Source organism: Agrobacterium sp. 33MFTa1.1 (assembly GCF_004328495.1).
Lineage (GTDB): Bacteria > Pseudomonadota > Alphaproteobacteria > Rhizobiales > Rhizobiaceae > Agrobacterium > Agrobacterium pusense.
This window is the reverse complement of sequence record NZ_CP036358.1, coordinates 1,366,231-1,391,495: the sequence shown is the minus strand read 5'-3', so window position 1 is coordinate 1,391,495 and position 25,265 is coordinate 1,366,231. Positions and strand designations below refer to the sequence as shown.

Below are 25,265 nucleotides of genomic sequence, written 5' to 3'. Positions count from 1 at the left end.
AGTCTTAGGATAAGCGGACTGAGCCGGTTGCAAAGCGTGGTGAATGGCCGCATACCGGAATAAGCAGGGCGGATGAAAAGCGGGGCGCAGACGCTGACCATGAAAATTTTCAACTACAAGCGTGTTCCCTATGCGGAAATCCGCGCCTTTTCCGTTCATATTCTAACGGCGTCCGGTTCCTTTCTTGCCTTCCTTGGCGTCGTCGCTGCTTCCGAGCACCGTTTTGTCGATATGTTCTGGTGGCTTGGTCTTGCGCTGCTGGTGGATGGGATAGACGGCCCTATCGCCCGGAAGGTCCGGGTCAAGGAAGTGCTGCCAAACTGGTCGGGCGATACGCTCGACAACATCATCGATTACGTGACCTATGTGCTTCTGCCTGCCTTCGCGCTCTATCAGAGCGGCATGATTGGAGAGCCATGGTCCTTTGTGGCGGCGGGCATGATCGTGGTGTCCAGTGCTATCTACTATGCCGATATGGGGATGAAGACCGACGAATATTTCTTCTCGGGCTTCCCCGTGGTGTGGAACATGGTGATCTTCACGCTCTTCGTGATGGATGCCAGCGCCACCACCGCCATGACAGTCGTGACTGTTTCGGTGTTCCTGACATTTCTGCCGATCAATTTCCTGCATCCCGTGCGGGTGAAGCGGCTGCGGTCTCTCAATCTCCTTGTCGTGGCCATCTGGTGCGCTCTTGGTGGTTATGCGCTGCTGATGCATTTCCAGACGCCGACATGGGCGGTGGTGGGGTTCGTGGCGAGCGGCATCTACCTGTATTGCATCGGAGGAATTTTACAGTTTTTCCCAACGCTCGGCGCGAAATGATGAAGAGGTAAAGCCGTTTATTGCTTGTGCAAATTGCATTTAAGCAGCTTCTTTTTCAGTTGTGCGCAGCAGCAAAACCGTTATCAATAAGTTCTGATCACGTATCATTGCATACTTTTTGGTGCGGGATTGGGAACAATGACCGCGACCGTCTGAAACGCCTCGAAGAAGGCATGGACGGTTGGTGAGAGAGGGAACTCGTGACTGGAACTTTGGCGCCGGAGGCCGTGCCTCTCCTGTCCGTTCGCAAGCTGACCAAGCTGTTCGGCAATTTCGCCGCCTGCAACGGTATCGATCTCGATATTGCGCCGGGTGAAATCCACGCGCTCCTGGGTGAAAACGGCGCGGGTAAATCCACGCTCGTCAAGATGCTGTTCGGCGTGCTTTCGCCCACCGAGGGCGATATCATCTGGCAGGGTCAGCCGGTTTCCGTGGGCTCGCCAAGCGAAGCCCGCAGGCTCGGCATCGGCATGGTGTTCCAGCATTTTTCGCTGTTCGAGGCACTGACGGTTGCTGAAAACATTGCCCTGTCGCTCGATCCGAAAATTTCATTGAAGGAAATCGCCAGGGAAGCGGAAACGCTGTCGCGGGCCTATGGCCTGCCGCTCGACCCCAATGCGCATGTGGCCGATCTTTCGGTCGGCGAGCGCCAGCGCATCGAAATTGTCCGTGCTCTGCTGCAGAACCCGCGGCTTATCATTCTTGACGAGCCGACCTCGGTTCTGACGCCGCAGGAGGCCGACAAGCTTTTCGAGACCCTGGAGAAGCTGAAGGCCGAAGGCCGTTCCGTGCTTTATATCAGCCATCGTCTCGAAGAGGTTCAACGCATCTGCGACCGCGCTACGGTTCTGCGCCATGGCAAGGTGACCGGTGCCTGCGATCCGCGCCGGGAGACACCGGCATCGCTGGCGCGCATGATGGTGGGCAGCGATGTCGCCAGTGTGTCGCGCGCGACGGGCGAAGCGCTGGGTGCGCCGCAGATCGAAGTCATGGGGCTTTCGGTCGCGCCGCGCACGCCGTTCGCCGTGGCATTGAAATCGATTTCGATGACCGTGCGCGCCGGGGAGGTGCTGGCGATCGCCGGGGTCGCGGGAAACGGGCAGGGTGAGTTGTTCGACGCGCTTTCGGGGGAATACCCGGTTTATAATAACGATGCGATCCATCTCCGCGGCAAGCCGGTCGGCCGGATCGGCATCAACGGTCGCCGGCTGATGGGGGCGGGTTTCGTACCGGAAGAGCGCCATGGCCACGCCGCCGTTCCCGGAATGAGCCTCTCCGACAATCTGTTGCTCGCGCGGGCCCGCTCCGATCGCAAGGCGTTCCTGACCGGCGGTTTCCTGCGTATTGTCAGGGGGTCGGCCATCAGGGCAGCGGCGCGGCGCATATCTGAAACCATGGATGTGCGCAAAAGCGGGGCCGATCCGCTGGCAGGGTCGCTCTCAGGCGGCAATCTGCAGAAGTTCATCGTGGGACGCGAGCTCGACCGCCAGCCGGCCGTGCTTGTCGTCCACCAGCCGACGTGGGGCGTGGATGCGGGTGCTGCAAGCCGCATCCGTCAGGCACTTGTCGATCTTGCCAAGTCGGGCTCGGCGGTCATCGTCATCAGTCAGGACCTGGATGAAATCTTTGAAGTCGCCACCAATATCGCGGTCATCTCCGACGGCAAGCTTTCCGAGGCCCATCCGGTGGAGGAAATGACGCTCGAAAAGATCGGCCTGTTGATGGGCGGCATTCACACGACACATTCGGGAGCCGCCCAGCATGCGCATTGAGCTTGAAAAACGCGCAGGGGTTTCCCGGCTTTTTACATTTCTGTCCCCGCTTCTGGCGCTGGTGCTGACCCTGCTGGTCGGTGCTGTCATGTTCGCCATGCTCGGGAAGAACCCGGCCCATGCGCTTTATGCCTTCTTCGTGGAACCATTGCTCGAAGTCTGGTCCCTGCACGAGCTGGCGATCAAGGCCGCGCCGCTGATCCTGATCGGTGTCGGCCTGTCGATCTGTTATCGCTCCAATAACTGGAACATCGGAGCGGAAGGGCAATTCACCATCGGCGCGATTACAGGCTCCATACTGCCGGTTCTTTATCCGGACTGGCATTCGCCGCTGCTTCTGCCGCTCATGCTGGTGATGGGAGCTCTCGGTGGGGCGCTTTATGCGGGTATTCCCGCTCTCCTGAAGACGAAGTTCAATACCAACGAAATCCTCGTCAGCCTGATGCTGGTCTACGTTGCACAGCTTTTCCTCGACTGGCTGACGCGCGGAATCTGGCGTGATCCGGGCGGTTATAATTTCCCGCAGACCAAGCCTTTCAACGATAGCGCCGTGTTGCCGGAGATGCTGGCATCGGGCCGGGCGCACTGGGGCTTCGTTTTCGCCATCGTCGCGGCGATCGCGCTGTGGTTCATGATGCGCTACATGCTGAAGGGCTTCGAAGTCACCGTGCTTGGCCAGTCGGCCCGGGCAGGGCGATTTGCCGGTTTCTCGTCGAGCCGCATGGTGTGGTTTTCGCTGCTGCTATCGGGCGCGCTGGCCGGTCTTGCGGGCATTTCGGAAGCCTCCGGCTCCATCGGCCACCTCCAGCCCAGCATTTCGCCGGGCTATGGTTTTACAGCCATCATCGTCGCGTTTCTCGGCCGTCTTAACCCGCTTGGCATTATCCTGTCAGGGCTGGTGCTGGCGCTGACCTATCTCGGCGGCGAGGCGGCGCAGCTTTCGATCGGTGTATCGGACAAGGTCACGCGCGTGTTCCAGGGGCTGATGCTGTTCTTCGTGCTCTCCTGCGATACGCTCATCTTCTATCGCATCAAGGTCGTTTTTGCCGGCAAGGCGCATCACAAGCAGGGAGCGGCATGATGGACATGCTTCAGGCCATTCTCCTCACCGTCATCACCGCCGCGACGCCGCTCGTCATAGCCGCCTCCGGTGAGCTGGTGGTGGAGCGATCCGGTGTGCTCAATCTCGGCGTCGAAGGCATGATGATCATGGGTGCGGTCTGCGCTTTCGCGACCGCCCATATGACGGGCTCGCCCTATCTCGGCATTCTGGCCGGCATTGCTTCGGGTGCGGTTTTTTCGCTGCTGTTCGGTTTTCTGACATTGACGCTGGTTACCAATCAGGTGGCGACGGGTCTTGCGCTCACCATTCTGGGCCTGGGCGTATCCGGTATGCTGGGCGAAAGCTTCGTTGGCCTGCCAGGCGTCAAGCTGCAGCCGATCGTCTTTCCCGTTCTGTCGGACATACCCTTCATCGGCCCGCTGCTCTTCCGGCAGGATCTGATCTTCTACCTTTCCATAGGGCTGGTGGCCGGCATAGGCTGGTTCCTGTTCAAAAGCCGGGCGGGCCTGAAGATACGCGCCATCGGCGATAGTCATGCCTCGGCCCATGCGCTCGGGATCAACGTCATCCGCACACGCTATCTGACTGTCATGTTCGGCGGTGCCTGTGCCGGTCTCGCTGGCGCGCAGCTTTCGCTGGTTTATACGCCGCAATGGGTGGAAAACATGTCGGCCGGGCGTGGCTGGATCGCGCTGGCGCTCGTTGTCTTCGCGTCCTGGCGTCCATGGCGGGTGCTCGCCGGCGGTTATCTGTTCGGCGCCGTCACCATCGGGCAATTGCACGCGCAGGCCTTCGGCATCGGGGTGCCGTCGCAGCTTTTGTCGGCGCTACCTTACCTTGCAACTATTGTCGTGCTGGTCATCATCTCGCATAATCGCCGCACGACGTTGATCAATACACCGGCATCGCTGGGCAAGTCCTTCGTGCCGGACAGGTAAAGCATTCTCACGTCTCCAAACCAACAGGGGTAAAAATGAAAAAACTGGTCATCGCACTTGCCGCTTCCATCGCGGCGCTGGGAGGCGTTGTTTCCTCCGCTGAAGCCGCCGACGCCAAGAAGGTCTGCTTCATCTATGTCGGTAGCCGCACCGATGGCGGCTGGACGCAGGCGCATGATATCGGCCGCGAAGAGCTGCAGAAGCACTTCGGCGACAAGATCGAAACGCCGTTCCTCGAAAGCGTTCCGGAAGGCCCGGATGCTGAACGCGCCATCGAGCGCATGGCCCGCTCCGGCTGCGAACTGGTGTTCACCACCTCCTTCGGCTTCATGGATGCGACCGTGAAGGTTGCCCAGAAATTCCCTAAGGTGAAGTTCGAGCACGCAACCGGCTTCAAGACGGCCGAAAACGTCGCGACCTACAATTCGCGTTTCTATGAAGGCCGTTACATTCAGGGCCAGATCGCCGCGAAAATGTCGAAAAAGGGCGTTGCCGGTTACATCGCGTCCTTCCCGATCCCGGAAGTGGTGATGGGCATCGACGCCTTCGTTCTCGGCGCGCAGTCCGTTAATCCCGAATTCAAGGTCAAGGTCGTCTGGGCCAACACCTGGTTCGACCCCGGCAAGGAAGCCGATGCCGCGAAGGCGCTGATCGACCAGGGCGTCGATATCCTGACGCAGCACACCGACACGACGGCACCGATGCAGGTTGCAGCCGAGCGCGGCATCAAGGCATTCGGCCAGGCCTCCGACATGATCAAGGCCGGTCCTGAAACGCAGCTGACCGCGATCAAGGATACCTGGGGCGCTTATTACATCAAGCGCACGCAGGCTCTTCTCGATGGCACCTGGAAGTCGGAATCGGTCTGGGACGGCCTGAAGGACGGTATCCTGACCATGGCGCCCTACACCAACATGCCTGACGACGTGAAGAAGATGGCCGAGGACACCGAAGCCAAGATCAAGTCCGGCGAACTGCACCCCTTCACCGGCCCGGTGAAGAAGCAGGACGGCTCGGAATGGCTGAAGGCTGGTGAAAAGGCTGAGGATAAGGTCCTGCTCGGCCTCAACTTCTACGTTGCCGGCGTGGACGACAAGCTGCCGCAATAATCTGCGTTGTGGGACAGGGTGTCATCCTCGGCCTTGACCCGGATGATACTCGCCATGTCCATGGATCCTCGCCTGAAGGGCGAGGATGACGTGGGAAATTGAGTTCGCAAAGATCGGGGCTGTACATCGACGCATGTGCGGCCTTGCTTATTTTCATGGGTTTTATTGCGTAGATGAAGTTTGCCTTTGCTTTTCCGGCAACTTGATGTCTTTCACTATATTCTGACTGAAGATACACGTCTGGCGCGATTTTTAAAATCGCCAACCGAACGGAAGGACATGGCACTTGCAGCGCGGAATGCTCGATGCGGCGATCGGTCTACGAAAGCTGCGGACAAATCATGCACAGGTCGTTCACAAGCTCGGTCTCGACATCGTGTCCGGCACCTTCAGGACCGGCGACATCCTGCCAGGCGATGCGGAGCTGATGGAGCGGCTTAAAGTTTCGCGCACCGTATTGCGCGAAGCGATGAAGACGCTGACGGCCAAGGGCATGATTTCCCCCAAAGCGCGGATTGGTACGCGGGTGACGGAGCGCGAAAGCTGGAACATGTTCGACAGCGAAGTGCTGCTATGGCACTTCGAGGCCGGCGTCAGCGATGAGTTCCTGCTGCACCTCTACGACATCCGCGAAGCCTTTGAACCCTATGGCGCCGGGCTTGCCGCCATCAGGGCAAAGGATGCGGATATCGCAAAGCTTGCCGCCTATGCCAATGAGATGGGCAATACTGCTTATTCGAAAGAAAAGCGCGCGCTTGCGGACATGAATTTCCATGTCCTCATCACCGAAATGTCGGGCAACCCGTTCATGCGCACCGTTGGTTCGCTGATAAAGGCGGCTCTGGCGGGCATTTTCCGGATGAGCAATCCGGACACCGATCCCAATGAAATTTCCGATGTTTCAGCTTCGCACCTGAAGCTCGTGGAAGCCTTTCGTCTGCATGACGAGGCCGCCGCGCGTCGCGAGATGGAAAGATTGATTGAGAACGGCCGCCAGCAGGTACTGGAATTCACTGCCCGCAACTCCCGGCGATAAATCAGACGGTGGGAGCAGGATGTGATCCCGCTCCAATCACGTTTGATGAAAACCGGTGCGGAAATTTGGTGCAGATTTGCATGGTTTCTTAAGTGGGCCGCCGTTATAGCAATCCGGAATGAAATTACCGATGCGCCCGTCCGTTTTGCCGGACGGCGCAAAGTCAAACATGTGCCGCTGTATCGGCTGCCAGGCAGTCGCCGACGGGGTGTTGGAGGTCTTATGGAGCGCAGCTCTCTAGCCGTTATTCTCGCAGCGGGCGACAGCACGCGCATGAAGTCGTCGAAATCCAAGGTGCTGCATCCGGTCGCCGGCCGTCCGATGATTGCGCATGTGGTCGAGGCGGTGGCTGGATCGGGCGTCGGCACGGTGGCGCTCGTCGTCGGACGTGACGCCGACAATGTTGCCTCGGCGGCGAGCCTGCCGGGACTTCAGGTTGAGACTTTTCTTCAGACGGAACGCAAAGGTACCGGCCATGCCGTGCTTGCCGCACGTGCGGCAATCGAACGCGGCTTCGACGATCTCATCATCGCTTATGGCGACGTGCCGCTCATTACCTCCGCCACGCTCGACCGGGCCCGCGAGGCCATTGCTTCCGGCGCCGATGTCGCGGTGATCGGTTTTCACACCCACCGGCCTACGGGTTATGGCCGGTTGCTGGTCGAGAATGGCGAGCTGGTGGCGATCCGCGAGGAAAAGGATGCGACCGACGAAGAGCGCAGGGTGACCTGGTGCAATAGTGGCCTGATGGCGATCAATGGCCGCAATGCCCTTGATCTGCTCGACCGGATCGGCAACGGCAATGTGAAGGGCGAATATTATCTGACGGACGTGGTCGAAATTGCCCGGTCGCTCGGCCGCCGCGCCGTCGCCATCGATGCACCGGAAACAGAACTGGTCGGCTGCAACAACCGCGCCGAACTGGCCTTCATCGAAAAGCTCTGGCAGGAGCGCCGCCGCCATGAATTGATGGTCGACGGCGTGTCGATGGTCGCGCCCGAAACCGTCTTCCTCTCCTTCGATACGACGATCGGTCAGGACGCGCTGATCGAGCCCAATGTCGTTTTTGGTCCCGGCGTGACGGTCGAACCGGGTGCCGTGATCCATGCCTTCTCACACCTCGAAGGCGCGCATGTCGCGGAAGGTGCCACTGTTGGCCCCTATGCCCGGCTGCGACCGGGGGCCAACCTGCACGCCAACTCCAAGGTGGGTAATTTCTGCGAGGTCAAGAAGGCCGAGATCGGCGAGGGGGCCAAGGTCAATCATCTCACCTATATCGGCGACGCCTTCGTTGGCGCGGGCAGCAATATCGGTGCCGGCACCATCACCTGCAATTATGACGGTTACAACAAGGCTGAGACGCGGATCGGCGCGAACAGCTTCGTTGGTTCCAACTCGTCGCTGGTTGCTCCCGTGACGATTGGCGAGGGGGCCTACATCGCCTCCGGCAGCGTCATCACCGATGACGTGCCCGATGATGCGCTGGCTTTTGGGCGTGCGCGCCAGGAGGTGAAGCCGGGCCGCGCAACCGTGGTGCGGGAGCGGGCGAAGGCGCTGAAGGAAGCGAAGAAAAAGTCGCCTTGAAGGACGTTACGAAGCGATACCGAAAGTGACCGGCGCCATAATTGCGGATTGCACGGGAAAGATTAGAAGTTTCGGCGAAAAGATCGCCGTCTGGAGATATATATGTGCGGAATTGTCGGAATTGTCGGAACTGAGCCCGTTGCTGAACGGCTTGTCGATGCACTGAAGCGTCTCGAATATCGTGGCTATGATTCAGCCGGCGTTGCAACGATCGACAATGGCGCGATGGATCGCCGCCGTGCCGAGGGCAAGCTCTTCAATCTGGAAAAGCTGGTGTCCGAAAAGCCGCTTCCGGGCGTGGTCGGCATCGCGCATACACGCTGGGCGACCCACGGCGTGCCGAACGAAACCAACGCTCACCCGCACTTCGTCGATGGCGTGGCCGTCGTCCATAACGGCATCATCGAAAACTTCGCCGAACTGCGCGAAGAACTGACCGCCGAGGGCGCGACCTTCACCACCCAGACCGACACCGAAGTGGTGGCGCAGCTTCTGGCGAAATATACCCGCGAGGGTCTTGGTCATCGTGAGGCTATGCTGAAGATGCTGAATCGTGTCACAGGCGCCTATGCGCTGGTGGTGATGTTCAAGGACGATCCCGGTACGCTGCTTTCGGCGCGCTCCGGCCCGCCGCTTGCCGTCGGTTATGGCCGCGGAGAAATGTTCCTGGGTTCCGACGCCATTGCGCTGTCGCCCTTCACCAACGAGATCACCTATCTGGTGGATGGCGACTGCGCCATCGTGACCCGGCAGGGTGCTGAGATCATCGATTTCTCCGGCAAGCCGGTGAAGCGCGAGCGGCAGATATCGCAGGCGACGGCCTATGTGGTCGACAAGGGCAACCATCGCCACTTCATGGAAAAGGAAATCTACGAGCAGCCGGAAGTCATTTCCCATGCGCTCAGCCATTATGTGGATTTCGCCTCCAAGACCGTGAAAGAGGCCGATAAGGCCATCGATTTCGCCAAGCTTTCCGGACTTGCGATCTCCGCCTGCGGCACGGCTTATCTTTCCGGCCTGATCGGCAAATACTGGTTCGAGCGTTATGCGCGCCTGCCGGTGGAGATCGATGTGGCCTCCGAGTTCCGCTATCGTGAAATGCCACTTCAGCCAACGCAGGCGGCGCTCTTCATCTCGCAATCGGGTGAGACAGCCGATACGCTGGCATCGCTGCGCTATTGCAAGGAAAGCGATCTCAAGATCGGCGCCATCGTCAATGTGCGGGAATCGACCATTGCCCGGGAATCGGACGCCATCTTCCCGATCCTTGCCGGACCGGAAATCGGCGTCGCTTCCACCAAGGCCTTCACCTGCCAGCTTGCGGTGCTTGCTTCGCTCGCCATTGCCGCCGGCAAGGCGCGCGGCACGCTGAAGCCTGGTCAGGAAAAGGAACTTGTGCAACATCTGATCGAGATGCCGCGCATCATGAGCCAGGTGCTCAACATCATCCAGCCGCAGATAGAGGGCCTGTCGCGCGATCTGTCGCGCTTCAAGGACGTGCTTTATCTCGGCCGGGGCACCAGCTTCCCGCTGGCGCTGGAAGGCGCGCTGAAGCTCAAGGAAATTTCCTATATTCACGCCGAAGGTTATGCTGCCGGCGAGCTGAAGCACGGCCCGATCGCGCTGATCGACGAGAACATGCCCGTCATCGTGATTGCACCGCACGATCGTTTCTTCGAAAAGACCGTTTCGAACATGCAGGAAGTCGCCGCGCGCGGCGGCCGTATCATCTTCATCACGGATGAGAAGGGAGCTGCCGCTTCCAAGCTCGACACAATGGCGACGATCACGCTGCCGACCGTCGACGAACTGATCGCACCGATGGTCTTCTCGCTGCCCATTCAGCTGCTGGCCTATCACACCGCCGTTTTCATGGGTACGGATGTCGACCAGCCGCGTAACCTTGCAAAATCGGTCACGGTGGAATGATCATACGGCCGGAGCGCCAGGGTGACGAAGAGCCGATTGCCTGCGTTACGGAAGAAGCCTTCCGTGACGTCGACCATAGCGACAAGACCGAACATCTGATCGTGGCGCGGCTGCGGGAGGCCGGTGCGCTCACGGTTTCGCTCGTGGCCGAAGACAGCGAAGGGATCGTCGGCCATATCGGCTTTTCGCCCGTGACGCTCTCAAGCGGCGACAGCGGCTGGTTTTGCCTTGCGCCTCTTTCGGTGACGCCGGAACGGCAGGGCGAGGGTATCGGCTCCCGGCTGGTGCGTGAAGGGCTTGGTGCGCTTGATCGGCTGAGCGCATCGGGATGTGTCGTCGCCGGCGACCCCGACTATTATGGACGCTTCGGTTTTCAAGCCGTCGAGGGCCTAAGCGCTGTGGGGATTCCTGACGAATATTTCACAGTTCTTCGCTTGCATGGGGGAACGCCATCCGGCATTGTCAGTTTTCATCCGGGTTTCGATAGCGACAACGCTTAACGCGAACGGTAAATGACCGACATTCCTCCCAAAATTTCCTTTGCGACACGGTTGCGCAACAGCTTCCTTACGGGCGTTCTGATCCTCGCACCCGTCACCATTACCATGTGGCTGGTGTGGAGCTTCCTGCAATGGGCGGATAGCTGGGTGAAGCCCTATATTCCCGCCCGTTACGATCCCGAGCAATATTTCGATGTGGCCATTCCCGGCTTCGGCCTGCTGATCGCTGTCATCGGCATCACCCTCATCGGCTTTCTCGGCAATAACCTGATCGGGAAATGGATTGTCGGCGTCGGTGAATCCATCCTCAACCGCATGCCGTTGGTGCGGCCGATCTATAAAAGCATCAAACAGCTGTTCGAATCCGTCCTGAAGGAGCACTCGAACTCCTTCAAGAAGGTTGGCCTGATCGAGTTCCCGTCGTCAGGCACATGGGCGATGGTGTTTGTGGCTTCCGAGGCAAAGGGCGAACTCGCCCATCGCTTCAACGAGATGGGCCAGCAGATGGTCGCCGTCTTCCTGCCGCCCACACCGGTGCCGACGGCGGGCTTCCTGCTGTTCGTGCCCAAGGACAAGATCGTGATGCTGGACATGACCCCGGAGGATGCGGCGAAGCTGCTGATCTCGGGTGGTCTTGTGGCGCCGGATTTCAAGCCGCCGAAGATGATCGCGCCGGTCTAATCTAGAGAACGCCCGGGATGTCCGTCTGCGAAAAGTCGTTACCGACATAAAGCAAACGGCAACCCTCTGTTTTCGCCAGCTCGTAGGCAAAGCAGTCGCCGAAATTTAGTCCGGCAGGATGAACGCCCTTGCCCCAAATGCGATAAGCTTCCGAAACGCCATGCGCCGATTTGGGGGTGACGGGCTTGATTTCGGCGCCCAGACCTTCGATCAGCATCTCTAGTTCCCGGCTACGGTCGCGCCGCTGCGCCACGATCATGGCCTCCGCAAGCGTCCCCGCTGAAATGAGCAGAGGTTCATCAGTTTCGAGCGCTGAGGCGCAGGAATCCGCTTTGGGTTCATCGAGCAGGATCGTCATCAGAGCCGACGTATCGATAACGATCATTTCGGAAGGCCGTGCTCGTCATAGAGAAAATCCTGACTATGCGCGGCATCCGGGCCATTATCGCCTTTGTTGGCGACAGTCGCGCGCACTTTTGCGAGCGCGGCGCTACGGGATGTTTTATCCGCCACGACGGTGACCGGAACCAGCCGCACGGCTGCGTGGCCATGACGGGTGAGAATGACCTCATCACCGGCTTCGGCGCGGCGTACCAGTTCGGTAAGCTGACTTTTTGCATCAGTCACGGATATCTGCACGGCTAACCTCGGGCGTTAAAGTTAGCGTTATATTAGTCCATTCAATGGACCATATCAATCCTCGTCGTCCAGATCATCCACGTCTGTTCCTGTAGTCGTGGCGTGGAACACCGGCACGAAGAGCCGCATATAGACCAGCCTCACGCTCCAGCCTTCTTCCAGCGCCCGGCTCCATGCCTTTTTGCGGCCGGGCTTCTTGAACGCCTTGCCAATCGCCTTCTTCTCGCTCTTCGCAAATGTTTCGGGCTGGAGGATGTTCTGCGGCGAGCAGAGCGCGTAGCCCTTGCGGAAGGCGGGTGGCGGGCGGCGCGGGTCGATCATGTTCATGGGCGTTCACTTTCAGCCGGCGTGCAGGAAACGAATCGCTTCGTCGCGGCGGTGCAGATAGAGCAAGGTGCGTAGCGCATCGCCGCGTGGACCTATCAGTTCCGGGTCGCGCTCGATGACATAGGCGGCGTCCTTGCGGGCGATTTCCAGGAGGTCGGCATGAGCCTCGAGGCTGGCGATGCGGAAGCCAGGCGTGCCTGATTGACGCGTGCCGAGCAACTCGCCTTCGCCGCGCAGCTTCAAATCTTCCTCGGCGATCAGGAAGCCGTCCTCGCTGTCGCGCAGGATGGAGAGCCGTGCGCGGCCGTTTTCGCTGAGCGGGCCCTTGTAGAGCAGGATACAGGTGGAGGCCTCGTCGCCGCGTCCGACGCGGCCGCGAAGCTGGTGCAGCTGGGCGAGGCCGAAACGTTCGGCGTGTTCGATGACCATGATCGTCGCGTCAGGCACATCGACGCCGACTTCGACCACCGTAGTCGCCACCAGCAGGCGGGTTTCGCCGTTCTTGAAGGCGAGCATGGCGGCGTCCTTCTCCGGGCCGCTCATACGCCCGTGAATGAGGCCGATGTTGGCGCCGAGCATCTGCGAGAGAACCGCGTGGCGCTCCTCCGCCGACATCAGGTCGGACTCCTCCGTCTCCTCCACCAGCGGGCAAATCCAGTAGGCTTTTTTGCCGTCCTTCAGCGCTGCGCGCAGCCGCTCGACAATATCGCCGATGCGTTCGGTGGGGATCGTCACCGTCTGGATGGGTTTGCGGCCCGCCGGTTTTTCGGTGAGCTTGGAGACATCCATGTCCCCGAAGGCGGCCAGTACCAGCGTGCGTGGAATGGGCGTGGCGGTCATGACCAGCATATGCGGCGTGATGCCCTTGGCGGTGAGGCGCAGGCGCTGATGCACGCCGAAACGGTGTTGTTCATCCACCACGGCCAGCACAAGGTTCTTATAGGTGACGCTGTCCTGGAACAGCGCATGGGTGCCGATGACGATCTGCGCTTCGCCCGAGGCCACGCGCTCCTCGATCTCGCGGCGTTCCTTGCCCTTGGTGCGGCCGGTCAGCACTTCCACCGTGAGGCCCACGGCCTGAGCGAGTTTAGAGATGGTGGCGTAATGCTGGCGGGCGAGAATCTCGGTCGGCGCCATCAGCACCGCCTGTCCGCCGGCCTCCACCGCCGTCGCCATGGCCATCAGCGCCACCAGCGTCTTGCCGGCCCCCACATCGCCCTGCAACAGCCGCAACATGCGGTCTTCGCCAGCCATGTCGGTCAGGATATCCTTGACGGCGGCGCTCTGGCTTGCCGTCAGCGAGAAGGGCAGTTGCGCGAGGATTTTGGCGGCGATATCGCCCTTGGCGCGGATTGGCTGGCCCGCCACCTTGCGCAGCCGCTGGCGCACCAGCGCCAGTGACAGCTGTCCTGCGAGGAATTCGTCATAGGCGAGCCGTCGGCGCGCCGGGGCTTGCGGTTCGATATCGGCACTGTCGCGCGGGTCGTGGAGCTCGCGGAAGCTGGATGCCACGTCACCGAAGCCCTGCCGGGTCTTGAGCGTCTCATCGATCCATTCCGGGAAAACCGGCAGCTTCGAGAGCCCGCCTTCGATCGCCTTGCGCAACACCTTGGCGGAAAGGCCGGCGGTCATGGGATAGACGGCTTCCACAAGGGGCAGATTTTCCGCCTCGGAAAGCTTCACCATGAAATCCGGGTGCACCATGGAGGCGCGGCCGTTGAACCAGTCCACCTTGCCGCTGACAAGAACCTCTTCATCGACGGGCAGGGCCTTGGACAGCCAGTCGCCCTTGGCGCGGAAGAAGGTCAGCGCCAGTTCGCCGGTCTCGTCATGCAGGAAGACGCGATAGGGCGCGTTGCGGTTTCCCGGCGGTGGCGGCTGATGGCGGTCGACACGTCCCTGAATGGTGACAATGGCGCCAGGTGCTGCAAGCGCGATGCCGGGACGGTTTCGGCGGTCGATGACGTTGGAGGGCGCGTGGAACAAAAGGTCGATAACGCGCGTATCGTCCGCATTCTCCCGTCCCAGAAGTTTTGCCAGGAGATCGGCAAGCTTCGGCCCCACGCCGGCAAGCGTGGAGACGGAGGCAAACAGCGGATCGAGAATGGCCGGGCGCATGGGCAGCAAAATCGGGGAAGGGGACGGCTTATGCAAGACTTCGCAGGTCACAAAGCCGGGTTATCACCGGCAGATTTTCGTGGCGGTGGTATTATTTCGATAAAAACCGGTTCCCAAGCGTTCGCCTCCTGTTCTATAGGAGGTCGCAGTCAACACATTGTTGATTAGTCAACCGAAAGGTGAATGCGATGACTGGACTGGTGCGCACGAGTGCCGACCTCGATCCGAGACGCCGGCGGATACTTTACCGCTGCTGGCACCGCGGCATTCGCGAGATGGACCTCGTTCTCGGGCAATTCGCGGAAGACAATATCGCGCTGCTTTCCGATGACCAGCTCGATGAGCTTGAAGTCATCATGGCGGAAGAGGATAACGACCTCGTCAAGATGGTGACGGGGGCGCTTGCCATCCCGGAAAAATTCCAGACCCCGCTGTTTGAAAAGATCGCATCCTATCGTCCCGATTTCGATCTCGTCACCGCAGACAATGTGAAAGCCTGAAACCATGATAGCCGGATTCGATGCAAAGCTGGTGTCGTCGGCCGATACGCCGCTGACCATCGGAAACGTGCCCGCAGGCATGGAGGCGCTGCTGCTTGCCGAGATGGCGCGCGCAGGCACCTCGGTTGCCTATGTGATGTCGGATGGCCAGCGCATCGCCGATCTCGAACAAATTCTAGGTTTTGTTGCGCCCGATATTCCGGTCATGACGCTGCCGGCCTGGGACTGCCTTCCCTATGACCGCGTGTCACCGAGCGCCGACACGTCGGCGCGTCGCCTGGCGGCGCTTGCCGGTCTCATCAGCCACGCGAAGAAACCGCATCCGGCCATCGTGCTGGTCACCGTCAACGCGATGCTGCAGAAGATGGCGCCGCGCGACATCATCGAAAGCCTTGGCTTCTCCGCGAGACCCGGCAACCAGATTCGCATGGAGGATATTGCCGCGCGGCTGGAGCGCAACGGTTTCGACCGGGTTGCGACGGTGCGTGAGGTGGGCGAGTTCGCCGTGCGCGGCGGTATTCTCGATGTTTTCGTGCCGGGCACCGAGGAGCCTGTGCGGCTCGATTTCTTCGGCGATACGCTGGAGAGCATCCGTACCTTCGATCCGGCCAGCCAGCGGACCATCGGCCAGGCGCGCTCGCTCGATCTGAACCCGATGAGTGAAGTGACGCTGACGCCCGATACGATCAGCCGGTTTCGTAAGAATTATCTCTCGCTGTTCGGTGCGGCGACGCGCGACGATGCGCTTTATCAGGCCGTTTCCGAGGGCCGCCGTTATGCCGGCATGGAGCACTGGCTGCCGCTGTTTTACGAGAAGCTGGAGACCGCCTTCGATTATCTGAAGGGGTTCCGCATCGTCACCGATCACACGGCACGCGAGGCGGCCAAGGAGCGCTCCAAGCTGGTGCTCGATTATTACGAGGCGCGGCGTGCTTCCGGCGAGACGAAGGGATCGACGCAGGGTGCGCCCTACAAGCCCGTGTCTCCCGGCCAGCTTTATCTCAACGGCAAGGATTTCGACACGGCCCTGTCTGCCGTCAATGCCGTGCGTCTGACGCCCTTCAATGAGCAGGATAGCGAGGGAAGACCCGTCGCCACGCTGGACGCGCATGTCGGCCCGCGCTGGGCGCGGCAGCCAACCGAAGGCGAAAGCGAAGAGCGGGTCAATGTCTTTGCCCTGGCTGTGAAACACATAGCCGAGCGCCGCGCCAAGGGCTGGAAGGTGCTGATAACAGGCTGGTCGGAAGGCTCGCTCGACCGGTTGCTGCAGGTGCTGAACGAACACGGGCTTGAGAAGATCAAGCCGGTTACCTCGCTAAAAGAGGTGGAGAAGCTTGGCAAAGGCGAGGCGGCCTCGGCGGTGCTGAGCCTTGAGGCCGGTTTCGAAACCGGAAATCTTGCCGTTATCGGCGAGCAGGACATTCTCGGCGACCGCATGGTGCGGCGCTCCAAGCGCCGCAAACGCGGTGCGGATTTCATTTCGGAAGTGGCCGGTCTGGACGAGGGCTCGCTCGTCGTTCATGCCGAACACGGCATTGGTCGTTTTGTCGGCCTGCAGACCATCGAGGCGGCGGGCGCACCGCGCGCCTGTCTCGAACTGCACTATGCCGATGACGCCAAGCTGTTTTTGCCGGTTGAAAACATCGATCTCCTCTCGCGTTATGGCTCGGACGCGGCAGAGGCAACGCTCGACAAGCTCGGCGGCGGCGCATGGCAGATGCGCAAGGCCAAGCTCAAGAAGCGCCTGCTCGACATGGCCGATGAGCTTATCCGCATCGCAGCGGCGCGTCTCGTGCGCCATGCGCCGGAGCTTGTCGCGCCCGATGGGCTCTATGATGAGTTTGCTGCCCGTTTCCCCTATGATGAAACCGAGGACCAGCTGAACGCCATCGAGGCGGTGCGGGAGGATCTCGCGGCCGGCCGGCCGATGGACCGTCTCATCTGCGGCGACGTTGGCTTCGGCAAGACCGAAGTGGCGCTACGCGCCGCCTTCCTTGCCGCCATGAATGGCGTGCAGGTGGCGGTCGTGGTGCCGACCACGCTGCTCGCCCGCCAGCATTTCCGGACTTTCTCGGAGCGTTTCCGCGGGTTGCCCATCCGCGTGCAGCAGGCTTCCCGTCTCGTCGGCTCCAAGGAACTGGCGCTGACCAAAAAGGAAGTCGCCGATGGCAAGACCGATATCGTCGTCGGCACGCATGCGCTGCTCGGTGCGGGCATCAGCTTTGCCAATCTCGGCCTGCTCATCATCGATGAGGAGCAGCATTTCGGCGTCAAGCACAAGGAGCGGCTGAAGGAGCTGAAAAGCGACGTGCATGTGCTGACGCTATCGGCGACGCCCATTCCGCGCACCTTGCAGCTCGCCATGACCGGGGTTCGCGAACTGTCGCTCATCACCACCCCGCCTGTCGACCGCATGGCGGTGCGCACTTTCATCTCGCCGTTTGACCCGCTCGTCATTCGTGAGACGCTGATGCGTGAGCATTATCGTGGCGGCCAGAGTTTCTACGTTTGTCCGCGGCTTGCCGATCTCGCCGATATCCATGCCTTCCTGCAATCGGATGTGCCGGAACTGAAGGTGGCGGTGGCGCATGGGCAGATGGCGGCGGGCGAGCTGGAAGACATCATGAACGCCTTCTACGACGGCAAATATGATGTTCTGCTGTCGACCACCATCGTCGAATCCGGCCTTGACGTTCCAACCGCCAATACGCTGATCGTGCATCGCGCCGATATGTTCGGTCTTGCCCAGCTTTACCAGCTGCGTGGCCGTGTCGGCCGCTCCAAGGTGCGCGCCTTCGCGCTCTTCACCCTGCCGGTCAACAAGGTGCTGACCACGACTGCCGAGCGCCGGCTGAAGGTGCTGCAATCGCTCGATACGCTCGGCGCCGGTTTCCAGCTGGCGAGCCACGACCTTGATATTCGCGGTGCGGGCAATCTGCTCGGGGAAGAACAGTCCGGCCATATCAAGGAAGTCGGTTTCGAGCTTTATCAGCAGATGCTGGAAGAGGCGGTGGCCGAAGTGAAGGGTGACGAGCAGGTGCAGGATAGCGGTTGGTCGCCGCAGATTTCGGTCGGCACATCCGTCATGATCCCGGAAGATTACGTTCCCGATCTGCATCTTCGCATGGGCCTTTACCGCCGGCTTGGCGAGCTTGCCGATATCAGCGAGATCGACGGTTTCGGCGCTGAAATGATCGACCGTTTCGGCCCGCTGCCGAAAGAAGTGCAGCATCTTCTCAAGATCGTCTACATCAAGTCGCTCTGCCGCATTGCCAATGTCGAGAAGCTGGATGCCGGGCCGAAGGGCGTTGTCGTTCAATTCCGCAACAAGGAATTCCCGAACCCGGCGGCGCTTGTCGGTTACATTGGCAAGCAGGGATCGATGGCGAAGATCCGTCCCGATCACAGCCTGTTCCTCAACCGTGATCTGCCGACGCCGGAAAAGCGGCTGACGGGTGCGGCGATGATCATTACGCAGCTGGCGGAGCTGGCTCGGTCGTAGATTTGAGCCTTTGGGGGGTGTCGGTGGGTGTGGCTTTACCCCCTCTGCCCTGCCGGGCATCTCCCCCACAGGTGGGGAGATCGATATGCGGCAAGGTTTTGCCAATATCAACGTTAGAGAATGAAGTGGTGACAGTGCGTCTTGCCGATCTCCCTCCTTGTGGGGGAGATGCCCGGCAGGGCAGAGGGGGGTAAACCACACCCATCTTTGGCTCATTATCCATTAGCCAATCCCTCGAAAACTCCACTCACTGCCTTCAGCGAAAATTACCGCAATGTAACGAAACGGACATCTACCGGTATTCTTCGCGGGCGTAATCTTTCCCTCATACCCGGTGCGGCGGATGAGTGGATGCCGCCGGGTGATGAAGGAGCAGGACGATGTGGACCAATATCAACAGGTTTGCCACCGCTGGTCTGGTTGCCTTGACAATTGCGGGCACCACAATTGCCACCACCAGTCAGGCGGAAGCGCGCAATAATTTCGGCCGCGGCCTTGCCGCCGGTATTGCCGGCACGATCATTGGCGGAGCGCTGATTGCGGGTGCAAGACACCCGGGCTATGCCTACGGCCCCGCCTATTACGCGCCTGCTTACGGTCCGCCCGTCTATGCTGCGCCGGCTTATGGCCCGCCGGTCGTTTATGAACCCGTCTATCCCCGCTGCCATGTAGCCTGGAGGCAGAACGCCTGGGGCGACATGTATCGGGTCAGGGTTTGCGATTGATTGAACGCCGGACCGGCGGTGCCTGAAGCGCCGCCGGTTTTTTCGCTCTCTGGGGCTAGTGACTGTCTTCCGGCGTAATACCGACAGCCACGTTCTGGTCTGTCGCGGCGATGGAGGCGGGCAATGGCACCTTTCTCTGTTTCTCGCGGAGCAGTGTCAGCAGGCCGGAGCCGACGATGAGGGCGATGCCGATCAACATCCAGCCGTCGATACGATCGCCAAAAATCAGATAACCGAACAGGATGGCCCAGAGCATCTGGCTATATTGTGTCGGGCCGATCATGGCGGCGGGCGCATATTGGGCGGCGTACATGACAAGAATGTTGCCAAGCGCGCCGAGCAGGCCGTATCCTGCCAGCAGCAGCCATTGTTCGCCACCCGGCATGACGAAGCTCGGCACCATGGCAACGCCGCTGATGACGAGACAGCCCAGCACGCCCGCACCGTAAAGCGAAACATTCTTTTCCGATGGGCCCATGGCGCGGAAGATCACGATGCTGAGCGCGCCGCTGAAGCCGGCGATGATGGCGCCCAGATGGCCTATGCCCAGTTCACGGAATCCGGGCCGCAGGATGATGAGCACACCCAGAAAACCGATGATGACGGCCGACCAGCGGCGAATGCCCACCTGTTCCTTGAGAAACATCACCGACATGATGGTGACGAAGGACGGAAGCAGGAAGATCAGCGCGAAAGCTTCCGCCATGGAAAGATGGGTAAAGGCAGTCACGCTGCCGACAGCGCCGGTGCCAGCCGAAAAAAAGCGGATGATCCAGAGCGGCCGGTTGGTTGTTTTCACCACATCCAGCCAGCTGTCGTTGCGTTTGCGGATGAAGGGCAGGGCGACGAGGCCGAACAGGGCTCCGAAGAAGGCCGATTCGATCGGCGAAATCTGGCCTTCAATGAGTTTAACGCTGGCATCGCTCCAAGCATAGGCAGCGAAGGCTGCAAAGGCGAGCAGAATGCCTTTCAGGGTCTGGTCGGACACGGAAACACCGGCAAAAATCGAGTTGTTGAAAACCGCCGGCGGTTTGACCGTCAGTTCATCGATCTATGCTCGTCCGCCTTGATTTTTGCAATATCCCGCAATGCAGCAATCAGAACATCGGGTGTTTGTGCACCGCTTATGGCGTATTTCTGGTCGATGATGAAAAAGGGCACGCCGGCGACACCCATCTGCTGGGCGGCGTCGATTTCGGCGACGACCGTATCCTTGTCCGCGTCCGAAGCCAGCAGCCGCTCGACGACTTTCGCATCCATGCCGGTCTTTGCGGCAACGTCGACCAGCACGGCATGATCACCGATATTGCGGCCTTCCTCGAAATTGGCCTTGAACAGGCCGGTCACGACGCGTTCCTGGACGTCGCGGCCTTCGGAATGGGCCCAGAGCGACAGGCGGTGTGCATCGAGCGTGTTCGGACCGATCTTGATCGCGTCGAAATCGTAGGTAATGCCGACTTCCTTCCCGAGCTGAACCAACGTGGCATGGGCCTGTTCCAGACGCTCCTTGCCGAGCTTTTCCTCGAGAGCGGCTTTCTGGTCGACTCCTTCCGGCGGATAGTCCGGGTTGAGGCGGTAGGGACGCCAGTTCACGTCGACGCTGATTTCATCCTGCACCTCGGCAATGGCGAGATCGAGCCGGGCCTTGCCGAGATAACACCACGGGCAGACCATGTCCGATACGACGTCAACAACGATGCGTTCCATGGCTGATGTTCCTTATATGATCGACATGACGGTGGCAGGTTATTGCGCCCGCGCGTCCCACCAGGTCTGTTTCTGATTGCCCTGTATTGGAGTGATATCCGGGCGGTCGATATATTTCCAGCGGGCGACCCATTGGGCGCCGATATAATAGAGCGGAATGATATAATGTCCCGCCACAAGCAGGCGGTCATAAGCGCGCACGGCCGCCTGGAAATCTTCCGTCGAGCGGGCCTGCAACAGCGCCTCTATCATCCGGTCTATATCGGGATTGGCAACACCTGCATAGTTGAAGCTGCCCTGCGCATCACGCGAGAGTGAGTTCCAGCGGTTCAGCTGCTCCATGCCGGGCGAAAGCGACGAGGGCAGGGAGCGGATGATCATGTCGTAATCGAAGCTGTTCGAGCGCGACTGGTATTGCCCGTCATCAACCGAGCGAATGCCCATGGCGACGCCGATCAGGTTCAGCGAACGCTGATAGGCGAGCGCGATACGCTCCTGCGCCGGGTTCTGCGTCATGATTTCGAAAGCGAGCTGGCGGCCATTGGCATCGGACATCCTGCCGTTCTTGATGCTGTAGCCAGCCTCTCTCAGCTTGTCGACGGCCATTTTCAGAACCTTGCGGTCGGCGCCCGTGCCGTCCGTGGTCGGCAGCGCATAGGTGCCGGCCAGAAGCTCCGGCGGCATGGACTTTGCCGCGTCACCGAGCAGCGCCAGCTCGCGCGCGTCGGCGGCGTTGCCATAGGCGCCGAGCGGCGAGTTCTGCCAGTAGCTCTGCGTCCGCTTGAAGGAGCCGCCGAGGATGTTTTTGTTCATCCACTCGAAATCGAAGGCATAGGTAAGGCCTTCGCGTACCTTTTCGTCAGCGAAGACGGCACGGCGGGTGTTGAAGACGAGACCGAACATGCCGGTCGGCAGGCGCGGCTGGAACACGTCCTTGACGATATCGCCGCGATGCACGGCGGGGAAATTATAGGCCTGCCCCCAGTGGGAGGTATCGGAGGTGCCATTGATGGCATCGCCTTCCGGGTAGATGTCGATATCGCCCTTCTTGAAGGCCTCGAACATGGTCGTGACCTGAAGGAAATAGGTGATGCTGATCTCGTCGTAATTATCGAAACCGACTTTGCCGGGAATGTCCTTGCCCCAGTAGTCGGGGTTTCTCTCCCAGATGATTCGTTCACCCGGGCGCAGCGTCTTGATTCGGTAAGGGCCGGAGCCGACAACCGCACCGAGGCCCGCCTGCTCGAATTTTTCCGGATCGGTCGCGTGTTTCGGCAGGATCGGCGTTGAAGAGGCGAGGATGAGAGGCGTTTCGCGATTCGCCTTTTCGTTGAAGGTAAAGCGCACGCTGTGTTCGCCGGTCTTCTCCATCTTGGCTACGCCGTCGAGACGGCTGTTGAATGGCGGGCGGCCCTTTTCCTTCAGGAGATTGAAGGTGAAGATCACGTCATCAGGCGTTACCGGCTCGCCATCCGACCATTTCGCCTTGGGGTTGATGTTGAACTGGACAAAGCTGCGCTCGTCGTCCCACTCCACGGTTTCGGCGAGCAGCCCATAGAGGCTGAAGGGCTCGTCGCTGGAGCGAGACATCAGCGGCTCGTAAAGAAGATTGCCGAATTCCGGATCCCAGACGCCGCGGGCGCTGGTGCGCATTCCCTTGAGAACGAAGGGGTTCAGGCTGTCGAAGGTGCCGACCACGCCATAAGAAATGCGGCCGCCTTTCTTCACGTCCGGATTGACATAAGGCAGGTGTTGGTAATCTGCGGGAAGCGCTGGCGTGCCATGCATCGAGATGGCGTGCAGCGGTTGCGCTACCGCACTCCCGCCGGGAAGCAGGGATGATCCCAAAAGAAACAATGCGGGGATGAGGGCCGCAAGGTTGCGCATGTCACTGTCCTGTCTCAACTGTCCGTCCGATGTGCGTCAGGACCGTTTATCGTCATGATTCTGGCAGATATGTAGCACACGGACATTGCATGACCCATGCAAGCGCGGGAAATCTTGGCTCCGCTCAAGAAAAAGTTAAAGAAGTGCTGGATATCGCCGCGAACGGCATGTAACAGGGGGACCGGAAGAGACGGGTCACGCATTTGCCTCATTTAAACGACAGTTGAACGGGCAGAAGGATACCGCCATCGACGAACAGGACCTTGAGCGGTTCTGTTCTGGCAGACATTCAGGAGACGGAACTCTTATGATGCACAAGGCAAACACATTCACCCGGACGGCTCTGTCCGCTCTGGTCCTCTCTCTCGGCGCTGTGTCCGCTCCGGCCATCTCGCAGGCGCAGGATGCTGCTCCGGCTGCTCAGGGCGCTGGCGCTCCGCCGCTCGGCTGGTTCAAGACCTGCTCCAAGCAGGAAGACAACGATGTCTGCGTTGTGCAGAACGTGGTTCTCGCCCAGAACGGCCAGATGATCACGGCCGTTGGCCTCATCACCGTTGAAGGCAAGGTCAACCGCAAGCTTCTGCAGGTTTCCGTTCCGACCGCGCGTCTCATTCCTCCGGGTGTGATGATGCAGATCGATGGCGGTAAGGGTCAGAAGCTCGATTACGCCGTTTGCCTTCCCGACAAGTGCACGGCTGAAGTGCCGCTGACGGACGCCATGATCGCTTCGCTGAAGAAGGGTAGCGAGGTGGTTTTCACCTCCATCAACTTCCGCCGCGCGCCGAACCCCATCAAGATCGCGCTTTCCGGTTTCACCGGTGCTTATGATGGCCCGGCAATCACCCAGTCGCAGCTGGCCGAAAGCCAGCGCAGCCTGCAGGAAGGCATGCAGAAGAAGGCGGAAGAAGCTCGCAAGAAGCTCGAAGCTGCTCAGGACGCTGCCAAGGGCGCGCCGAAGCCCTGATTGCCGCGCAAGCTTGAAAAACAGAAAACCGGTCTGGCGACAGACCGGTTTTTTTATGCGTGTTTGATATCCCCGGGAGGAGGGAGATGCTTGGCGGGCGTCAATGCGCCGTGGACATTTTTGGGCGCCATTCGCCGTTCGGCGCCTTGTCAAAGATGCGGCCGATATTGGGATTTCGGAGCGGCGTCTCGTTTTCGTCGTGGACGAGGTTCTGTTCGGAAACATAGGCGACATATTCCGTCTCCTCGTTTTCGGCGAGAAGATGATAGAAGGGCTGGTCGCGTTCCGGCCTGATTTCCGCGGGAATAGCGTTCCACCATTCCTCGGTATTGGCATATTCCGGGTCCACGTCGATTACCACACCGCGGAACGGAAACACCTTGTGGCGAACGATCTCGCCAAGCGTGAATTTTGCGTTTCTTTGTTTCATGGCATGTACTTCCTTTCCCAATACTAGTTGGTATCGGAACGCGAAATATCAAGACCTGGCGCTTTGACGCCGCTCTGCCGTTCGTGTTCAGCGCCTTTTGCCGATCGGCGCGGTGGCGATGATGACGCCGCCGGTGACCAATACGATGCCGATGGCATGATAGGTCTCGAAGGATTCGCCGAGAAACACCGTCGCCATGAGGATCGAGACCGGCGGCATCATGTACAGCGTAATTCCCGCCGTGGCGGGACCGAAAACGCGCACCGTGTGGGTAAAGCAATAAAAGGCCAGAAGTGAGGCGAACAGGATGATGCCGCCGATCTTCGCCCATGCAACAGGCGTGGCAGGCAGCATGCCGCCCTGTGCCAGTTCCAGTGCTGCCGGCGGCAGAAGGACAAGCGCGCCGGAAAAAGCAATCAGTCCGAAGAGACTGAAGGACGCCATCTGCCGCGCCGCCGGATCGCGCAGCAGCACGGAATAGATCGCAAAGGCAATGGCCGCGGTCATAATTGCAAAGTCGCCGATGTTGAAATTCATGTGCCGGAGAGCGGAGATATCGCCCTTGAGCACGATGGCGGCGACGCCGGCGAAGGCGATAATCATGCCCGCCACTTCAAGCTTCCGGATCGGCCGGCCCTGAAAGATGCGCTGGAACAGGATGATGAACAGCGAGGAGGTGGTGTAGATCAGCGTGCCGTTGGCGGCCGTGGTCATGGTGAGGCCCCAATAGACCACGCCGCCGCAGATGCCCATGCCGAGAATGCCGAGGACGAGCCAGAGCAGCGTCTTGTGCCGCACGAAAGCAAGGCAGTTGCGCCAGTCGGCGATCATGAAGGGCGCGATGATGAGCGTCGAGCCGATCCAGCGGATGAAGGCGGCGATGAAAGGCGAGACCTCACCGACGACGCCGCGGCCGAAAACGACGTTGCTGGCGAAAAAGAAGGGAACGGCCAGAAAGATGAGCCAGTCCGTGAGGCGGGTTTGCTGCGTGGCTGGCGTGTTCGGCATTCTTCACGGTCAGGGTTGAAC

At 60.1% G+C, this 25,265-nt stretch carries 23 protein-coding genes; 14 read left to right on the top strand and 9 right to left on the bottom strand.

The window, feature by feature from the left end:
• Positions 1-99 precede the first annotated feature (99 nt).
• From pcsA to EYD00_RS06995, 10 genes are all read left to right on the top strand, one after another.
• Positions 100-825, top strand: a complete 726-nt coding sequence (gene pcsA / locus EYD00_RS07040; protein WP_006698811.1) for a phosphatidylcholine synthase — start codon at positions 100-102, stop codon at positions 823-825.
• Between the two features lie 212 nt (positions 826-1,037).
• Complete coding sequence (locus EYD00_RS07035; protein ID WP_034499013.1) at positions 1,038-2,597, top strand: ABC transporter ATP-binding protein; 1,560 nt, start codon at positions 1,038-1,040, stop codon at positions 2,595-2,597.
• Entirely contained in the window at positions 2,587-3,678 is a 1,092-nt protein-coding gene (locus EYD00_RS07030; RefSeq protein WP_004442339.1) for an ABC transporter permease, read from the top strand. The genes EYD00_RS07035 and EYD00_RS07030 overlap by 11 nt, the downstream gene beginning before the upstream one ends.
• Complete coding sequence (locus tag EYD00_RS07025; protein ID WP_004442337.1) at positions 3,678-4,598, top strand: ABC transporter permease; 921 nt, start codon at positions 3,678-3,680, stop codon at positions 4,596-4,598. The genes EYD00_RS07030 and EYD00_RS07025 overlap by 1 nt, the downstream gene beginning before the upstream one ends.
• Positions 4,599-4,633: 35 nt before the next feature.
• Positions 4,634-5,707: a BMP family ABC transporter substrate-binding protein gene (locus tag EYD00_RS07020; RefSeq protein ID WP_004442334.1), complete on the top strand. Its 1,074-nt coding sequence runs from the start codon at positions 4,634-4,636 to the stop codon at positions 5,705-5,707.
• A gap of 298 nt (positions 5,708-6,005) precedes the next feature.
• Positions 6,006-6,743 carry a FadR/GntR family transcriptional regulator gene (locus EYD00_RS07015; protein WP_034499011.1) on the top strand — a complete coding sequence of 246 codons (738 nt, stop codon included), beginning with the start codon at positions 6,006-6,008 and terminating at the stop codon, positions 6,741-6,743.
• Positions 6,744-6,965: 222 nt separating this feature from the next.
• Entirely contained in the window at positions 6,966-8,327 is a 1,362-nt protein-coding gene (gene glmU, locus EYD00_RS07010; protein WP_034499008.1) for a bifunctional UDP-N-acetylglucosamine diphosphorylase/glucosamine-1-phosphate N-acetyltransferase GlmU, read from the top strand.
• Positions 8,328-8,429: 102 nt separating this feature from the next.
• Positions 8,430-10,256 carry a glutamine--fructose-6-phosphate transaminase (isomerizing) gene (gene glmS / locus EYD00_RS07005; protein ID WP_004442330.1) on the top strand — a complete coding sequence of 609 codons (1,827 nt, stop codon included), beginning with the start codon at positions 8,430-8,432 and terminating at the stop codon, positions 10,254-10,256.
• Complete coding sequence (locus EYD00_RS07000) at positions 10,253-10,756, top strand: GNAT family N-acetyltransferase (RefSeq protein WP_004442328.1); 504 nt, start codon at positions 10,253-10,255, stop codon at positions 10,754-10,756. The genes glmS and EYD00_RS07000 overlap by 4 nt, the downstream gene beginning before the upstream one ends.
• Before the next feature lie 12 nt (positions 10,757-10,768).
• Complete coding sequence (locus tag EYD00_RS06995; protein WP_004442327.1) at positions 10,769-11,437, top strand: DUF502 domain-containing protein; 669 nt, start codon at positions 10,769-10,771, stop codon at positions 11,435-11,437.
• A gap of 1 nt (position 11,438) precedes the next feature.
• Here EYD00_RS06995 and EYD00_RS06990 read toward each other — a convergent pair whose 3' ends face one another.
• From EYD00_RS06990 to recG, 4 genes are read right to left on the bottom strand one after another with little or no spacing between them, the layout of a single operon-like run.
• Complete coding sequence (locus tag EYD00_RS06990) at positions 11,439-11,822, bottom strand: type II toxin-antitoxin system VapC family toxin (RefSeq protein ID WP_004442325.1); 384 nt, start codon at positions 11,820-11,822, stop codon at positions 11,439-11,441.
• Complete coding sequence (locus tag EYD00_RS06985) at positions 11,819-12,076, bottom strand: type II toxin-antitoxin system Phd/YefM family antitoxin (protein WP_004442323.1); 258 nt, start codon at positions 12,074-12,076, stop codon at positions 11,819-11,821. Before EYD00_RS06985 ends, EYD00_RS06990 begins: the two co-directional genes overlap by 4 nt.
• A gap of 54 nt (positions 12,077-12,130) precedes the next feature.
• Positions 12,131-12,403 carry a hypothetical protein gene (locus EYD00_RS06980; RefSeq protein ID WP_004442322.1) on the bottom strand — a complete coding sequence of 91 codons (273 nt, stop codon included), beginning with the start codon at positions 12,401-12,403 and terminating at the stop codon, positions 12,131-12,133.
• Between the two features lie 12 nt (positions 12,404-12,415).
• Positions 12,416-14,521, bottom strand: coding sequence for an ATP-dependent DNA helicase RecG (recG, locus tag EYD00_RS06975; RefSeq protein WP_004442320.1), 2,106 nt, complete (start codon positions 14,519-14,521; stop codon positions 12,416-12,418).
• Between the two features lie 188 nt (positions 14,522-14,709).
• On the opposite strand from recG, the gene EYD00_RS06970 reads away from it, so the two are divergent.
• From EYD00_RS06970 to EYD00_RS06955, 3 genes are all read left to right on the top strand, one after another.
• Positions 14,710-15,021 (top strand): FAD assembly factor SdhE, encoded by a 312-nt coding sequence (locus EYD00_RS06970; RefSeq protein WP_004442318.1) that lies wholly within the window; start codon positions 14,710-14,712, stop codon positions 15,019-15,021.
• Between the two features lie 4 nt (positions 15,022-15,025).
• The gene (mfd, locus tag EYD00_RS06965) at positions 15,026-18,523 is read left to right on the top strand and encodes a transcription-repair coupling factor (protein WP_034499003.1); all 3,498 of its coding nucleotides are present in this window, start codon (positions 15,026-15,028) and stop codon (positions 18,521-18,523) included.
• 380 nt (positions 18,524-18,903) lie between these two features.
• A complete protein-coding gene (locus tag EYD00_RS06955) occupies positions 18,904-19,248 on the top strand; it encodes a hypothetical protein (RefSeq protein WP_004442315.1) in 345 nt (114 codons plus the stop codon).
• A gap of 55 nt (positions 19,249-19,303) precedes the next feature.
• Here EYD00_RS06955 and EYD00_RS06950 read toward each other — a convergent pair whose 3' ends face one another.
• The 3 genes from EYD00_RS06950 to EYD00_RS06940 are packed head-to-tail and all read right to left on the bottom strand — an operon-like array spanning position 19,304 to position 22,842.
• Entirely contained in the window at positions 19,304-20,236 is a 933-nt protein-coding gene (locus EYD00_RS06950) for a DMT family transporter (RefSeq protein ID WP_004442314.1), read from the bottom strand.
• A gap of 50 nt (positions 20,237-20,286) precedes the next feature.
• Positions 20,287-20,955, bottom strand: a complete 669-nt coding sequence (locus EYD00_RS06945; RefSeq protein ID WP_034498999.1) for a DsbA family oxidoreductase — start codon at positions 20,953-20,955, stop codon at positions 20,287-20,289.
• 39 nt (positions 20,956-20,994) lie between these two features.
• Positions 20,995-22,842 carry an extracellular solute-binding protein gene (locus tag EYD00_RS06940; protein ID WP_034498996.1) on the bottom strand — a complete coding sequence of 616 codons (1,848 nt, stop codon included), beginning with the start codon at positions 22,840-22,842 and terminating at the stop codon, positions 20,995-20,997.
• A gap of 307 nt (positions 22,843-23,149) precedes the next feature.
• On the opposite strand from EYD00_RS06940, the gene EYD00_RS06935 reads away from it, so the two are divergent.
• Positions 23,150-23,806 carry an invasion associated locus B family protein gene (locus tag EYD00_RS06935; RefSeq protein WP_004442311.1) on the top strand — a complete coding sequence of 219 codons (657 nt, stop codon included), beginning with the start codon at positions 23,150-23,152 and terminating at the stop codon, positions 23,804-23,806.
• 100 nt (positions 23,807-23,906) lie between these two features.
• On the opposite strand, the gene hspQ is transcribed toward EYD00_RS06935, so the two are convergent.
• Together hspQ and EYD00_RS06925 are read right to left on the bottom strand one after the other, a co-directional pair.
• On the bottom strand, positions 23,907-24,236 hold the full coding sequence (gene hspQ, locus EYD00_RS06930) for a heat shock protein HspQ (protein ID WP_004442310.1): 330 nt from the start codon (positions 24,234-24,236) through the stop codon (positions 23,907-23,909).
• An 87-nt stretch (positions 24,237-24,323) separates the two neighbouring features.
• On the bottom strand, positions 24,324-25,244 hold the full coding sequence (locus EYD00_RS06925; RefSeq protein ID WP_034498993.1) for a DMT family transporter: 921 nt from the start codon (positions 25,242-25,244) through the stop codon (positions 24,324-24,326).
• Positions 25,245-25,265: the final 21 nt, after the last annotated feature.

Excerpts from the sequence above, each read along its gene's own strand:
- pcsA (WP_006698811.1), top strand. The coding sequence starts at position 100 with ATGAAAATTTTCAACTACAAGCGTGTTCCCTATGCGGAAATCCGCGCC.
- EYD00_RS07030 (WP_004442339.1), top strand. The coding sequence starts at position 2,587 with ATGCGCATTGAGCTTGAAAAACGCGCAGGGGTTTCCCGGCTTTTTACA.
- EYD00_RS07025 (WP_004442337.1), top strand. The coding sequence starts at position 3,678 with ATGGACATGCTTCAGGCCATTCTCCTCACCGTCATCACCGCCGCGACG.
- EYD00_RS07020 (WP_004442334.1), top strand. The coding sequence starts at position 4,634 with ATGAAAAAACTGGTCATCGCACTTGCCGCTTCCATCGCGGCGCTGGGA.
- EYD00_RS07015 (WP_034499011.1), top strand. The coding sequence starts at position 6,006 with ATGCTCGATGCGGCGATCGGTCTACGAAAGCTGCGGACAAATCATGCA.
- glmU (WP_034499008.1), top strand. The coding sequence starts at position 6,966 with ATGGAGCGCAGCTCTCTAGCCGTTATTCTCGCAGCGGGCGACAGCACG.
- glmS (WP_004442330.1), top strand. The coding sequence starts at position 8,430 with ATGTGCGGAATTGTCGGAATTGTCGGAACTGAGCCCGTTGCTGAACGG.
- EYD00_RS07000 (WP_004442328.1), top strand. The coding sequence starts at position 10,253 with ATGATCATACGGCCGGAGCGCCAGGGTGACGAAGAGCCGATTGCCTGC.
- EYD00_RS06995 (WP_004442327.1), top strand. The coding sequence starts at position 10,769 with ATGACCGACATTCCTCCCAAAATTTCCTTTGCGACACGGTTGCGCAAC.
- EYD00_RS06990 (WP_004442325.1), bottom strand. The coding sequence starts at position 11,822 with ATGATCGTTATCGATACGTCGGCTCTGATGACGATCCTGCTCGATGAA.
- EYD00_RS06980 (WP_004442322.1), bottom strand. The coding sequence starts at position 12,403 with ATGAACATGATCGACCCGCGCCGCCCGCCACCCGCCTTCCGCAAGGGC.
- recG (WP_004442320.1), bottom strand. The coding sequence starts at position 14,521 with ATGCGCCCGGCCATTCTCGATCCGCTGTTTGCCTCCGTCTCCACGCTT.
- EYD00_RS06970 (WP_004442318.1), top strand. The coding sequence starts at position 14,710 with ATGACTGGACTGGTGCGCACGAGTGCCGACCTCGATCCGAGACGCCGG.
- mfd (WP_034499003.1), top strand. The coding sequence starts at position 15,026 with ATGATAGCCGGATTCGATGCAAAGCTGGTGTCGTCGGCCGATACGCCG.
- EYD00_RS06955 (WP_004442315.1), top strand. The coding sequence starts at position 18,904 with ATGTGGACCAATATCAACAGGTTTGCCACCGCTGGTCTGGTTGCCTTG.
- EYD00_RS06945 (WP_034498999.1), bottom strand. The coding sequence starts at position 20,955 with ATGGAACGCATCGTTGTTGACGTCGTATCGGACATGGTCTGCCCGTGG.
- EYD00_RS06940 (WP_034498996.1), bottom strand. The coding sequence starts at position 22,842 with ATGCGCAACCTTGCGGCCCTCATCCCCGCATTGTTTCTTTTGGGATCA.
- EYD00_RS06935 (WP_004442311.1), top strand. The coding sequence starts at position 23,150 with ATGATGCACAAGGCAAACACATTCACCCGGACGGCTCTGTCCGCTCTG.
- hspQ (WP_004442310.1), bottom strand. The coding sequence starts at position 24,236 with ATGAAACAAAGAAACGCAAAATTCACGCTTGGCGAGATCGTTCGCCAC.
- EYD00_RS06925 (WP_034498993.1), bottom strand. The coding sequence starts at position 25,244 with ATGCCGAACACGCCAGCCACGCAGCAAACCCGCCTCACGGACTGGCTC.